A 13,629-nucleotide genomic window follows, 5' to 3' on the forward strand; every position below is an offset into this window, starting at 1 on the left:
ATGTGCCCCAACGATTTCGCCAGTGCGAATTTCGCCGGATTGAGATCGATACCAATAATTCGCCACGCTCCCTGAAGCACCGCGCCCTGGTTAACGGGGGGATATTCTGTGTCAGGCTACTCCAGATATTGCGCGGAGCACAGGGCATTCTGCAAGAGTTTTGATGGGGCTAATTATGAGATTACGGTCAGATATGGTCATGAACCAATGTTAATCCGGCTACCAGAAAATGCTCATAGGAAGCGGATTCTCTGCTAGTTCATGAAGTTATATGGAAGTGAGTTGATGTTTATATTAAAAATATTGAATTAAAACAATGTGGTATGGCACAATTTCCTTATAAACTGAGTTCTCACACAACATAAGTTAAATTACATATGGAGAGTGCCACGCTCATAAACATTCACAGACCTCTACCAATCATATACTTAACTCATGTGCTCCCTTCCTCTCTGGTCGATGGCCCCATATAACGACTTATCATGATGCACCACACTCTGTCACCGAAAGTAAATTGGCAGGGTTTCTTCTGACAGTATCCACATTGGAATGAACTGTGCTGAGTTCAAATGTGAGCACCTAAGTTTGAGCTTTTCATAAAATCACCCTGCCCGGCAAACTTGCAGGGTGATTGAAGTCACTATAGTTGCTTCAGAGGGTAAGAATTAGATGTGCTTGAACCGTCGCTGTATACCTCGGTGATGATAATTTTTTTACCATTAATGGCATATTTTACAGTGCCATCTGCCGGATTATCTCTCCAGCGTCCGGAACTGTCAGGGTTGTCAGATGCCCACATGACTTGATCGCCTATGAGTTTGCATTTAATGGCCCACCGAGTGCTATCACTCTGTCTGATATAATGTACGTAGGCTATGCCTGATTCCACTTTATCAAGTTTCATGATCTTATGGTCACGGCCAAACATTGCTGCGGAAGCAGCCTTACAAATCTGCCCTACAGTGACTTCAGAAGCATGTATTGGTGCACTAAAAATCAGCGGAAAAAGAAGTAAGAGTTTTTTCATCAGGTCCCATCCGGTTTGTTTATCTTTGTGAGCTATGTTGGTGCTCTTTTTTTTCATTAAATAAAATGAATAATTATATATTACACGGTTATTAATGATAGATTGTAATTAATGCTAGGGATGTTATTTTTTGTATACCACCCTATCCTTCCTGAATTTTACTAGAGCGATAATGATAATCATGGAAATAATTATTAGTCTAAGTTAATTTATAAAAATAGCTTGGAAATTATCACTCCAAATGTATATGTTGAATAGGTTTTGATTGCATAAATCATCACGTTCAACAGGCCGCATTTAATAAATAAACAAGTCTTAGCTATAACACATTGATTACACAAGTAAGAAATACCAAAAAAAGAAGATTCCGACCGTTAGTGCTTTGTGACTTAACGTCGAAATCTAAATACTCCGGGCGAATCTAACTCTATTAGAGGGTCGCTTGAGGAATAAATTTATTATTTCTGAAGGAATCCAAACATGGCAGACAGAACTAACATTACCAAAAATAATTTTTTCGCATGGTCTCTGTACACGGCTTATCGTAACCCCATTACAATTGGAAACTGGGTTGCCGCCGAATGGCCCGGCCAGGCGATTTCCAGTGCGCAGGATATGCAAAATGATATTGATTTTCGCATCGACATGCTCATCAATGCTCTGAACGTTGCAATTGCCAGTGCCGCCAATTGCAACAACTGGGTTCGTTACTTTGTTGTGCCAGAATTCTATTTCCACAGTGCCCACGGTCCATATCCTGGCCTGACGATCAACGGCAACTCTGCTTTTGAATACTTAATGAGCCAACTTAGCATGCGTGTTAAAAACACGCTTGCAACGTCCTCAGAAGCAGGCCGAGACTGGGTGATCTGCACGGGTAGTGTACTGACCACAAATATTACCGATATTAAGCAATTTCTGAATGGGCCAGAAGTCCAAAAACGCCTGGCGGCGTTGAATGCGGCCTATAATAGCTCGCTGCAAAAAAACGCCTCTCCCGAACCAACAGCGCACATAGGGTTGATGCGGCTGAAACCACTTGAGACAGTATTATCCCAATCCAAATCCAACACTAGTTATGATGAGTTAAACGCGTTGGTAAATGCATACCGACAGGATCCGCTCTGCACCGTGCGCAATCGTGCGGGGATTCTTGTTTACAATGGTGGCCCCACTGGCAAGATTTTGTCTAATATCGTTGAAAAACAGGCTGAGTCTACTGTTGACCTGACTTTAGGTGTACTCCTGAACGGTATGATTGATACCGGTGGGCAGATCACTGAATGGCTGGCCAATTATCCTCCTGTCAGCATACTAAGCGGCGATAATCAGGGAACAGGTACCGGTATCTACCGCAAACCTGGGGCCCGTATGCCTATTGTGTCTTATGATCAAAATGTCGAACTGGGAGTAGAAATTTGCCTAGACCATCGACTGCAACGACTTCGTCGCACCGTGGAAATGGTGGGTAATAGCCCTCTTGATATTCAGCTTGTTCCCTCGGGTGGCATGCAGCTCCTGGACTACGGCATCGCCGGTGGAAGTAGCGGCGCTATTTTTAACGCAGATGGCTGTGACTATATCCTGGATCAATACAATGCCAGCGGCAAACCCGTCATCACTACAGATGGTCAGCCCAGTAATGGCACCACCAAACAAGTTATCACAGGGGTTTATACCTCGTCTGCCCAAACCCGGTCCGAGTCTAATGGCATTGCTTATTTTAGCCATAGCCAACTGGCCTATCGCACGACCGATGTCGGCCCAGCGGGCTATGTGAACCCTGAAGATACAAACAACCCTGGCGGTATTACCTTTAGTGGTGACGCTTCCAAACCGGCTAACGCATACCTCGACTTATATAATTCGCCAGTAATAACAGCGGTAACCTCTTCTAATCCGGCTGTTAATGACTACTTCACTGCGGGTCTTGGCGAGGTGCATCAATACTCTCCGCGGGGCTGATTGATATAACGACTCTCTTTTATCCGGCTGGACCTCTTGCTCAGCCGGATAAAAGATCCACGGTCAACGGAAAAAATGTGAAGGTCTCGACCAAGACCGATCAACGCATAGTTAATCCGCCATCAACCGAAATCGACTGGCCAGTGACAAAAGAAGATGCATCGCTGGATAACCACAGCACCACATCAGCAATTTCATCCGCTCTGCCATGACGCTGCATTGGCACACTTTTAACCATCGCATCCAGAGCCTCTCGCTGACCCGAAGCCGCCACATTTTCAGCCATTGGCGTCCAGATTAACCCAGGACATACGGCGTTAACTCGGATATTACGGGCTGCATATTCAAGGGCCGCGCTTTTGGTCAGTCCTAAAACACCGTGTTTTGCTGCATGGTAATTTGCCCGTTCTGCGCCACCAACAATGCCGCCAACCGATGAGCAGTTTACAATGATGCCACTTCCCTGCTTACGCATCTGCTGAAGCTCGTATTTCATGCATCCCCAGACACCGCGTAGGTTCACCGCGTTGACGCGGTCAAAATCTTCGGCTGTTGCATCGGCGATCTCTACCAGTACATTCTGAATACCCGCGTTGTTGAATGCGATATCCAAACGACCATAAGCAGCAACGGTTTCATGAATCATTGCTTCAACGTCTTCGAGATTTGCTGCATTACAAGTGATAGCCTTAGCGTTGTATCCTCCCGCGATGAGATGGTTCGCCGCAGCATGTACGGCTTCTGAATTAACGTCTGCCAGTACGACAAAAGCGCCCGCTTTTGCGTAGGCCTGAGCGGTGGCAAGACCAATACCTGATGCTGCACCAGTAACCAAAGCGACTTTATTTTCAAATGAAAAAGTCATATATAATCCTCTGATTATTTTCAAATGTGTAAACGGGTTATTCAAATTAACAGATATATTCCTCGACTATTCCGAAATAACCCCATGTGTTTTTTATTCCAGGTGCTATTTAGATAATTACAGGTTCTTCCCAAAGAATTCTGCCAGTTTGTTTAATGCCGGATTAACAAACTGAGGTTTATCGTACAAATCAAAATGAGAGGCGCCGGGAATAATCATTAATTCTTTCGGCTGCTTAGCATTATCATAAGCTTGCTGACTGAATATACGCGTTTCTGCCTTTTCCCCTGCGATCAACAGCACCGGTCTTGGTGATACCTGATCCATATGTTCCAGAGGGTAATAAGCCATATGTAACCCAGGGCTTGTTACCACATAGCGGTTTTGAACATTAGGATGATTGCCACGAGGCGTAAGGTAGTAATCTGTAGCTTCACGAACAAAATTGGGGGTACTGGCATTTACTGTATTCCGTGGTGGAAGCAATGACTGAACCAGCAAAGGCGCGCCAGCGGCTTCTTTGTTTAGCTGTTCATCTACACTTTGCATTAATTTCTGGCGGTCCGACGCCGAAACCGGCATTCCCTCAATTCCGTTACGAGTCGCTTCACCTATGTCATACGTCACCACCCCAGCCACGGCCTTAACTCGAGCATCTGTTTGCGCTTCGTGGAGGGTATAGCCGCCTCCAGCACAGATACCTAACGTGCCAATGCGTGCAGCATCAACCTGTGGCAGGCTGCTGAGATAGCCGACGGCACTGCGGATATCCTGAACACGGTCAGCCGGACTTTCAAGATTGCGAGGTACGCCGCCGCTTTCGCCATAATGAGATGCATCATAAGCCAGCGTAATGAAGCCGCGTTTTGCCAACTGTTGGGCGTAAAGGCCGGAAGTCTGTTCTTTCACGCCTCCCCAAGGATGGGATACCACAATGGCTGGGTACGTTTTCGAACTGTCATAGTTTGGCGGCAGGTATAAGTTAGCCGCCATTCTGACAGGTCCGTTCTGAAATGATATTTTCTGTGAGCCAACAACATTAATACCTTCAGCTACCGTGGACGGATTACTTGCAGCAAAGGTAGAATTCGCAATGAATAATGACGCGCATAGTAACGAAATTTTCAGTAATGACATAAATTCCTCATGAGTTATAAATTTTCAAGAGATAGGTTATTCTTGACAGAAAAAATCACCCACCGATAAATATTCAGTTAATTTTTTAGTGGAAGTTTTTTTCAGAATAATGCGGAGTGCTAGATTAATAAATCAAGCAAGAAAGCCTATTAAGTATCACAGACTTAAATTAATTTACCCAGCACTCCAGTGTGATAAAATCGTCTGTAATTTAACTCTGTGATGATTGCGTATCATCATCTGTCATTAATTTACATCACCAGATTATTATTAACCAGAGCCTCTGATTGTTTGCAGTTATAACTCAAATTCATTAATCTACGGAGTATATTTTCTAGCAGTATACAGGTGTGTTAGGCTCAACGATATTGATTGGACTCGGTAGGATCTTTTTCGTGAGTAAGGATAAACATGGCGCGTGAAGGTTTCACTGATTTAATCGCTCTGATCGCGGTGGCACAAACAGGAAGCTTTACCCGAGCAGCAGCCCAACTGGGTGTCACGCAACCCGCCCTGAGCGCGAGTATCCGGGGGCTTGAGGAGCGACTCGGTGTGCGCCTTCTGTTACGTAGCACCCGCAGCGTAACGCTGACAATGGCCGGGCAGCACCTTGTGGATCGCATCGTTCCTGAATTTGAGCAAATCGATAATGAGCTTAAATCCCTGAACGATCTCCGAGACAAACCGACGGGCACACTGCGCATCACCGCGATTGATTATGCCATCAGGTCCATTTTGTGGCCCAAATTATCCGTCTTTCTGCAACAATATCCGGACATCACCGTTGAACTCATCAGTGAATATGAAAGCGTGGATATTGCAGCAAGAGGTTATGATGCCGGGGTAAGATTTGGAATGGAACTCGCTCAGGATATGATATCCGTACGTATCAGCCCCGATGTTAAAAATGCCGTAGTCGGTTCCACAAGCTATTTAGCCAGACACTCAGCCCCGCAAGTTCCTGCCGCTCTCAGTCAGCACAAATGTATCCGGCTACGTACATCAACATATGGTGGCCTTTATGACTGGGAATTTACTGATAATGAGCGAACCTTTAATGCCAGGGTCACGGGTTCAGTGATATGCAATAACGCCTATGACATTCTGGAAGCCGCCAAAGATGGTTTTGGTCTTGCCTATCTGCCACAGGACATGGTTCAGCCCTATATCGATTCAGGCAAAATGGTTTCCGTCCTTCAGGATTGGTGCCCTGTCTGGCCTGGTTTTCATCTCTATTATCCGAACCGACGCCAGCACTCAAGAGCGATGGCATTAATGGTCGAGGCACTACGCTATCAGGAAAAGCAGACATGATTCATCGTTCACGTCTCACCATCCCTTATACAAAGGCCTTTCAGACACAAACTCCTTACTTAGCCGTTGATACAGGCTATGTTTCCAGCCAGAAATGAGGCCAGCCATGTCAGGTGAAAATTTCAAAGATATTGTCGCGTTCATTACCGTGGCGAAGGAACGCAGTTTTACCCGGGCGGCTGCGCAATTGGGGGTTTCTCAGTCAGCGCTGAGTCATACTATGCGTAATCTTGAAGAAAGGCTTGGGCTGCGCCTGCTTACCCGGACAACCCGGAGTGTATCTCCAACGGAAGCGGGAGAGCGTTTACTTGAGCGTGTGGCTCCTCGTTTTGATGCGATCGCAGATGAACTGGCTTCCCTGCGGGAATTGAGTCATAAGGTCGCGGGGACAGTCAGGATAACCGCCTCAGATTTCGCCTTTAATGCTTTTGTCTGGCCCAGACTGTCAGGAGAGTTACTGAAGTATCCTGAGATAAAACTGGAGATTTCCAACGACCCTGCACTAACAGATATTATTTCTGAGCGATTTGACGCTGGCATCAGGCCCGGTGACCAGATCGGGAAAAATATGGCGTCGGTGAGAATTTCTCCGGACCTGCGAACGGTAATGGTTGCGTCCCCTTCTTACTTTCAGGAAAACGCTATCCCTCTGACACCCGATGATTTAGAGAAGCATTCATGTATAAACACGCGTTTTTCTCTGAGTGGCGGCATTAATGCGTGGGAACTGAAGAAAGAAGATAAAACCCTGCAATGCCGTGTGGATGGGCCACTGATCTTTAATTCTGTTTATGCTGCCCTGGATGCGGCTCTGGCGGGATTTGGACTTGCCTATATACCCGAAATCCTCGCCCGCCCCTATCTCGCCAGCGGTCGCCTGCAGAGGGTTCTTCAGGACTGGTGTCATCTGCGTCAGGGCTTTCACATTTTCTACTCAAGTGAGCGCCAACTGCTGCCGGCCCTGTCACTGATTATTGAAACGTTACGCTATCACCCTGAAGCGTGAATAGCGCCGTCATAAATTTGAGGGCAAACTGCGGATTTAACATATTCCGCAAAGCGGTTTTATGAAACTGTCTTATATACCCCGTATCCAACGATCAAATCGTTGTCTTTTAAGTATTAAGACCATTTTTTAAATAGTAGACTTGCATTCACCCCACCAAATCCGAAACCATTAGATAATGCATAGGTTAGTGGTATTTTTTTAGCATGTAATCCAATTATATTCACGCCAACAGCATCAGCATCTGGGGTTTGATAATTTAATGTAGGTGGAACAATGTCATCTCTTAGGGCAAGAAGCGTAAATATTGCCTCAATTCCTCCTGCTGCACCTAACAAATGCCCTGTTGCAGATTTAGTTGATGTCACCGCAACACTATTATCTGCAAATATCGATTTAATTGCTGCCAATTCACCTTTATCCCCTACTGGAGTAGACGTTGCATGTGCATTAATGTGATTGATATCTGATGGCTTTAACCCTGCCTGATTAATTGCAGCCATCATTGCACGCGCTGCACCGTTGCCATCTTCAGGCCCAGCAGTAAGGTGCCAAGCATCAGATGAAGTACCGTATCCAACGAGTTCGCCAAGCGGTTGAGCACCACGCTTTAATGCATGCTCAAGAGATTCGATCACTAATATGCCAGCACCTTCCCCCATAACAAAGCCATCTCGTTGCTGGTCAAAAGGGCGTGAAGCAGTAGTCGGAGCATCATTAAATTCAGTAGATAACGCTCTTGCCGCAGCGAACCCACCCAAACTTACCCTATGGATTGTGGATTCACTTCCTCCACAAATTGCGATATCTGCCTCACCTGCTTTGATCATTCTCGCGGCATCGCCTATTGCTTGAGCTCCAGCCGCACATGCAGTAACAGGAGCACCAATAGGTCCTCGGAATCCGTAATTAATCGAAACATGGCCAGCGGCTAAATTTGCTAAAAAAGAAGGAACTGTAAAAGGTGAAAGCCTGCGGGCTCCTTTTTGGTCTGTAATTTGCACCGCTTTAGCAATTTCATTAAACCCGCCAATACCTGTTGCAATTACAGTCGCCGTTCTATTTTGTTGCTCTTTGTTTTTAGGAAACCAATTTGCTTGAACTAACGCTTCATGAGCAGCAACCAATGCAAATTCAATAAAGCGATCCATTTTTTTACGATCTTTACTGGAAATATATTTGTCCGGGTCAAATCCAAACTCTGAATTTTCGTCAACTGTTGGAACTATACCGGCCACTTTACAAGGTATATCATGGCATATTTCATCTGGTAATGACCGGATGCCTGATTCCCTATTTAATAAAGAACTCCATACATGCTCAACATTGCATCCTAAGGGGCTAACAATTCCCATTCCAGTGATCACGATTCGTTTATTAGATGATTTCATGATTATTCCTGTTGTAACAGTAATGAAGGAATTACGTTTCAGATAGAATCTGTAATAATTCCTTTCGGTTAATTGAATCGATCAGTGACTATCAGACACTGGGTTAATTCGTGATGAAGGTGGAAGGAATTTTTCAGTCATCCCTAGAGAACTTTTTTTAGCAATGTACTGAAATATATATTTAATATCTGGCGATGCGGCAGGCCCTATAATTGTTTCATAGTCTTCGCTAGTGATTTCTTTACCTGTTTCTTTATCTACTAAAATAGGGTTTATTAGCCTTTGTGTCTTTTTCTCAACCAATTGTATTTGCCTACCTTCGGGCGAAAAATAATAGCTCCCCCATTCCGCCATTGCAATTAATACAACACGAAAATTTTTCGTCATTTCAGTAGGATAATATTCGTATCGAGGAGGTTTTTTGTTGTAGCATACTTTTTCTAAAAAACCATTGTCCACTAAGTTTTTAAGTCGCTGGGATAATATGTTAGTTGCGATATTACAGCTTCGTTGAAATTCATCAAACCTAGTAAGCCCAGATAGACTATCTCTTAGAATCAATATAGACCATCCGTCCCCTATCCTACCTAAGCTACGAGCTATCGGACAAGCAGCCTCACATAGTTTTTCATTTGCCATTTTAAGATCTTCTGTTAGCAGCATTTGTTTTAAACTATCATAAGTTACTTGCAAAAAACAAGTCACCATTCAAATAACTGCTTGCGTTGCCCCCCAAAGTAAAATAAAAATATAAATCAACGACATAACCATATATTCTTTTGGTCGCTGGGAAATGAAGGTACAAATCAGCGCGGCCTGGAGCATTGCCGCTCGCCCCGCTTTCTTGTAACCTCCCTTGCTATAAGCCTAATCCTGAACACAAAAATCTGAAACTACCGGACGTTACATGACAGCTCATACTTCTAAAGATCCTTTGCATGGCGTAACACTTGAAATGCAAGTCAATGCGTTGGTTGCCCGTTTTGGCTGGGTTGAGTTGGGTAAACGGATCAACATCAATTGCTTTAAAAGCGATCCAAGCGTTAAATCCAGTTTAAAGTTTCTGCGTCGGACACCCTGGGCGCGTGCCGAAGTTGAAGCTCTGTACCTTGATTCCCTGGACGGTTCCGCTCCCGTAAAATCAGATGATAGCGCTGCTGATCCCTGGGCTAATAGTCGCAAAAATAAGAGCTAACCAACGTGAAAAAGCCAGTCGTACTTATTGCCGCTGCGCTTCTACTTGTCAGTTGCGCGTCTAAACCACCGAGTTCGCTTGTCACCCCGCTTCCGGTGAAATCGCAGCAGAATAAGGAACCCATGCGCGGTGTTTGGCTGGCGACCGTTTCCCGCTTGGATTGGCCGCCGATAGCATCCGTCAATGCCAGCAGCCCTGCTATGCGCATAACTCAGCAGCAGGAAGCGCTGACAGGCAAGCTGGATAAATTGAAAAGTCTCGGTATCAATACCGTATTTTTCCAGGTTAAGCCTGATGGTACCGCGCTCTGGCCTTCTAAAATATTGCCCTGGTCAGATATGTTAACGGGCAATATTGGTGAGGATCCGGGCTACGATCCGCTCCAGTTCATGCTGGATGAAGCGCACAAACGCGGTATGAAAGTCCATGCCTGGTTTAATCCCTATCGCGTCTCCGTTAACACGAAGCCATCAACTGTGACGGAACTAAATCGCACCCTGTCACAAAATCCGGCCAGCGTATTTGTGTTGCATCGTGACTGGATCCGCACGGCAGGCGATCGCTTTGTGCTCGACCCAGGTGTCCCAGAAGCACGAAGCTGGATCACCAGTATCGTGGCCGAAGTCGTGGCGCGTTACCCTATTGATGGTGTGCAGTTCGATGATTACTTCTATGCCGAATCATCCGGCTCGATGCTTAACGATGGTGAAACCTTTAAAAAACAGGGTCAGGGATTTGGCTCAAAGGCGGACTGGCGGCGGCACAATACACAACTGTTGATTGAGCAGGTGTCGCGCACTATCAAGCAGTTGAAACCCGAGGTTGAATTTGGCGTCAGCCCAGCTGGCGTATGGCGCAACCGGTCACACGATGCGGCAGGTTCCGACACGCGAGGTGCGGCCGCTTACGATGAAGCTTATGCTGATACCCGCCTGTGGGTGCAACAAGGGCTGCTGGATTACATTGCCCCGCAGATCTACTGGCCCTTCGCGCGCGATGCGGCTCGCTATGATGTCTTGGCAAAATGGTGGGCGGATGTGGTGAAACCCACAAACACACGCCTTTATATTGGCGTTGCGCTGTATAAAGTGGGTGAGCCTTCAAAGAATGAGCCTGACTGGACGATAAATGGCGGCGTGCCGGAGCTGAAAAAGCAGCTCGATTTGAATGAGTCTGTGCCACAAATCAACGGGACGATTCTGTTCAGAGAGAACTATCTCAATCAGCCACAGACCCAGGAAGCGGTTAATTACCTCAGAAACCGCTGGAATCCAATTTAACGAACGGCAGAGGCTTCAAAACCTCTGCCCCTTCCTCTGGTACTGATTCATGCCTGAATCAAGCGCTTAAATAATAATTGCTGAATATCTTGTCGGTGAGCAAGAAGAGCGTGGACGGTAACCAGATTATTTTCGATTGAATAGAGGACTCGATATCCTCCTGAAGTATTATATTCCCTGTATTTTCCGCACCCGATTTTCAACAGTTCTGGGCTGATCTGACAGCTCAAAGGATACTGCCGGATTTTACTCTCAAATTGGTCCAAAATTTCATTGATCACCGGGCCGGGTTCTACATCAACACGGCGGAGATGGCTGACAATATCGCTGATACAGACTCTGACCGTCGAGGTGTATTCTATCGTTACTCTCGGTTCTTCCATTTAGCGTCCCTTCCTGATGACATTGTCAGTTCAGAATTCCAGCCCATCCAGCAATTGATCCCTGCTGAACACTTTTCCTTCAGCTTTATCTTTCTCAGACAGTGTTAGAAGCTTCAGCAGTGCAATAGCATTTTCCCGTTCCTGCTGTTGATCGTAGGATTCAATAACGTAGGCAGGAACGCCATTCTGGGTCACTAGAATAGGTTCAGCGAGGTCAAGCGTGGCTGCGTTTTTCTTTATATAGCTAATCGTCTCGATCTTCATGGTGCTTTCCTCCTGATATCGATTTCAGTCTTAATTTAGTCTTTATATAGACTGAAAACAATGCGTAAAGCATCATCACGCCTCTCTCTTACTTGTGGTTTTCTCCCTGAACGCTATAGCTAAACGTGCTGTTTATCCCTCTTATTGCCGCTTTTTCGGTTCAAGAATTCTGCGGTAGGCGGATTTTTTTTGCTTATTTAATAAGCATGTAAAGTAGTCATGACATCATGATTCGTGAAAAACCAATCAACCGGTTGATTTTTATGTGAAAAAATAAAAGTTTCGAAACGAAATAAATCATTGAGTCGGTGACTGAAAAAACCTATATTGGCCGCGTTTTTCTTATAGTAGTTACGTGTTTAATTCATTTATTCAACTGTGGTTGCCTGCGAGCTCACGGTTGTAGGAGAGATATGATGACGGATAAAGTCCGTATTGACAGTTTAGGTGCGAATTCATTAAACGGAAACAATGAAACCTATTTGGCAAGACAAGCTGAATTTGAATCGAACGTGAGGAGTTATCCACGCAAATTGCCTCTGGCAATTGCGAAAGCCGAAGGCGTGTGGATCACCGATGTTGAGAATAATCAATATCTTGATTGTCTGGCTGGGGCGGGAACGCTGGCGCTTGGACATAACCATCCTGACGTGCTGAAAAGCATCCAACGTGTCATTACTAGCGGCTTGCCGTTACATACACTTGATCTGACAACGCCGTTGAAAGATCAGTTCTCCGAGTATCTGCTTTCCTTACTGCCTGGTCAGGGCAAAGAGTACTGCCTCCAGTTTACTGGCCCTTCTGGCGCCGATGCTGTTGAAGCTGCGCTGAAACTGGCAAAAAAATACACCGGTCGTGCTGGTGTGATCAGCTTCTCCGGCGGCTACCACGGCATGACGCATGGCGCGCTGTCGGTAACGGGTAACCTGTCACCGAAAGAAGCTGTCGACGGCATGATGCCAGAAGTCCAGTTTATGCCTTATCCGCATCAGTACCGCTGCCCGCTGGGCATTGGCGGTGAAGCTGGCGTGAAAGCATTGACCTACTACTTTGAAAACCTGATCAACGACGTTGAGAGTGGCGTACGCAAACCGGCGGCGGTCATTCTGGAAGCCGTTCAGGGTGAAGGCGGCGTTAACCCGGCACCTGTCGAGTGGTTGCAGCGCATCCGTAAAGTCACGCAGGAACACGGTATTCTGCTGATTATCGACGAAGTTCAGGCGGGCTTTGCTCGTACCGGTAAATTCTTCGCCTTCGAACACGCTGGTATTGAGCCAGATATCATCGTGATGTCCAAAGCAGTAGGTGGCGGCTTGCCATTAGCTGTACTGGGTATCAAGAAGCAGTTCGATGCCTGGGCTCCGGGTCACCATACCGGTACCTTCCGTGGTAACCAACTGGCGATGGCAACCGGCCTGACGACGCTGAAGCACCTCAAAGACAATCAGGTAGCAAACAAAGTCGCTGAGCAAGGTGAATGGCTGAAAGCCAAACTGGCTGAGCTGCAAAAACGTTATCCGGTGATTGGCCACATTCGCGGTCTGGGATTAATGATCGGGATTGAGATTGTTAAGCCTAATGAAGCGCAGGATCACATGGGTTGCTACCCGGCTGACGGTGAGCTGTCTGCCCTGTTGCAGAAAAAATGCTTTGAAACGGGCCTGATTCTGGAGCGCGGTGGCCGTCATGGTTGCGTTCTGCGTCTGCTGCCTTCCCTGCTGATCAGCAATGCTGAATTGGAAATCTTCCTGGATAAATTTGAAAACGCCCTGCTGTCTGCTGGCGTGAAGCCAGTCTGAGTG

Annotated in this window: 13 protein-coding genes; 6 read left to right on the top strand and 7 right to left on the bottom strand. The window is 46.2% G+C overall.

Features of this window, described 5'->3' with window-relative positions; translation table 11 throughout:
- Positions 1–640: 640 nt before the first annotated feature.
- Positions 641–1,027, bottom strand: coding sequence for a hypothetical protein (locus QWJ20_RS00120; protein WP_095701909.1), 387 nt, complete (start codon positions 1,025–1,027; stop codon positions 641–643).
- A 480-nt stretch (positions 1,028–1,507) separates the two neighbouring features.
- On the opposite strand from QWJ20_RS00120, the gene QWJ20_RS00125 reads away from it, so the two are divergent.
- A complete protein-coding gene (locus QWJ20_RS00125) occupies positions 1,508–2,992 on the top strand; it encodes a hypothetical protein (RefSeq protein WP_174876863.1) in 1,485 nt (494 codons plus the stop codon).
- Between the two features lie 100 nt (positions 2,993–3,092).
- On the opposite strand, the gene QWJ20_RS00130 is transcribed toward QWJ20_RS00125, so the two are convergent.
- Complete coding sequence (locus QWJ20_RS00130; protein ID WP_433991588.1) at positions 3,093–3,857, bottom strand: SDR family NAD(P)-dependent oxidoreductase; 765 nt, start codon at positions 3,855–3,857, stop codon at positions 3,093–3,095.
- Between the two features lie 117 nt (positions 3,858–3,974).
- A complete protein-coding gene (locus QWJ20_RS00135; protein WP_433991589.1) occupies positions 3,975–4,994 on the bottom strand; it encodes an alpha/beta hydrolase in 1,020 nt (339 codons plus the stop codon).
- A gap of 411 nt (positions 4,995–5,405) precedes the next feature.
- Between QWJ20_RS00135 and QWJ20_RS00140 the strand changes: the two genes are divergently transcribed.
- Positions 5,406–6,308: a LysR family transcriptional regulator gene (locus tag QWJ20_RS00140; protein ID WP_433991590.1), complete on the top strand. Its 903-nt coding sequence runs from the start codon at positions 5,406–5,408 to the stop codon at positions 6,306–6,308.
- Between the two features lie 106 nt (positions 6,309–6,414).
- Complete coding sequence (locus tag QWJ20_RS00145; RefSeq protein WP_262252228.1) at positions 6,415–7,314, top strand: LysR family transcriptional regulator; 900 nt, start codon at positions 6,415–6,417, stop codon at positions 7,312–7,314.
- A gap of 116 nt (positions 7,315–7,430) precedes the next feature.
- On the opposite strand, the gene fabF is transcribed toward QWJ20_RS00145, so the two are convergent.
- Positions 7,431–8,705 (bottom strand): beta-ketoacyl-ACP synthase II, encoded by a 1,275-nt coding sequence (fabF, locus tag QWJ20_RS00150; RefSeq protein WP_174865600.1) that lies wholly within the window; start codon positions 8,703–8,705, stop codon positions 7,431–7,433.
- Positions 8,706–8,786: 81 nt separating this feature from the next.
- The gene (locus QWJ20_RS00155) at positions 8,787–9,344 is read right to left on the bottom strand and encodes a winged helix-turn-helix transcriptional regulator (RefSeq protein WP_433992364.1); all 558 of its coding nucleotides are present in this window, start codon (positions 9,342–9,344) and stop codon (positions 8,787–8,789) included.
- Between the two features lie 268 nt (positions 9,345–9,612).
- Between QWJ20_RS00155 and QWJ20_RS00160 the strand changes: the two genes are divergently transcribed.
- Both QWJ20_RS00160 and QWJ20_RS00165 read left to right on the top strand, forming a co-directional pair.
- The gene (locus tag QWJ20_RS00160) at positions 9,613–9,900 is read left to right on the top strand and encodes a VF530 family DNA-binding protein (RefSeq protein ID WP_039486860.1); all 288 of its coding nucleotides are present in this window, start codon (positions 9,613–9,615) and stop codon (positions 9,898–9,900) included.
- A 5-nt stretch (positions 9,901–9,905) separates the two neighbouring features.
- Positions 9,906–11,180: a glycoside hydrolase family 10 protein gene (locus QWJ20_RS00165; RefSeq protein WP_433991591.1), complete on the top strand. Its 1,275-nt coding sequence runs from the start codon at positions 9,906–9,908 to the stop codon at positions 11,178–11,180.
- A gap of 47 nt (positions 11,181–11,227) precedes the next feature.
- On the opposite strand, the gene QWJ20_RS00170 is transcribed toward QWJ20_RS00165, so the two are convergent.
- Together QWJ20_RS00170 and QWJ20_RS00175 are read right to left on the bottom strand one after the other, a co-directional pair.
- Positions 11,228–11,563 carry a type II toxin-antitoxin system RelE/ParE family toxin gene (locus QWJ20_RS00170; protein ID WP_433991592.1) on the bottom strand — a complete coding sequence of 112 codons (336 nt, stop codon included), beginning with the start codon at positions 11,561–11,563 and terminating at the stop codon, positions 11,228–11,230.
- Positions 11,564–11,593: 30 nt separating this feature from the next.
- Positions 11,594–11,827, bottom strand: a complete 234-nt coding sequence (locus tag QWJ20_RS00175) for a type II toxin-antitoxin system Phd/YefM family antitoxin (RefSeq protein WP_039486865.1) — start codon at positions 11,825–11,827, stop codon at positions 11,594–11,596.
- 413 nt (positions 11,828–12,240) lie between these two features.
- Between QWJ20_RS00175 and QWJ20_RS00180 the strand changes: the two genes are divergently transcribed.
- On the top strand, positions 12,241–13,626 hold the full coding sequence (locus tag QWJ20_RS00180) for a diaminobutyrate--2-oxoglutarate transaminase (RefSeq protein ID WP_433991593.1): 1,386 nt from the start codon (positions 12,241–12,243) through the stop codon (positions 13,624–13,626).
- Positions 13,627–13,629 lie beyond the last annotated feature (3 nt).

This window comes from Pectobacterium sp. S5 (genome assembly GCF_051707265.1).
In the GTDB taxonomy this organism is placed as follows: Bacteria; Pseudomonadota; Gammaproteobacteria; order Enterobacterales; family Enterobacteriaceae; genus Pectobacterium; species Pectobacterium polare.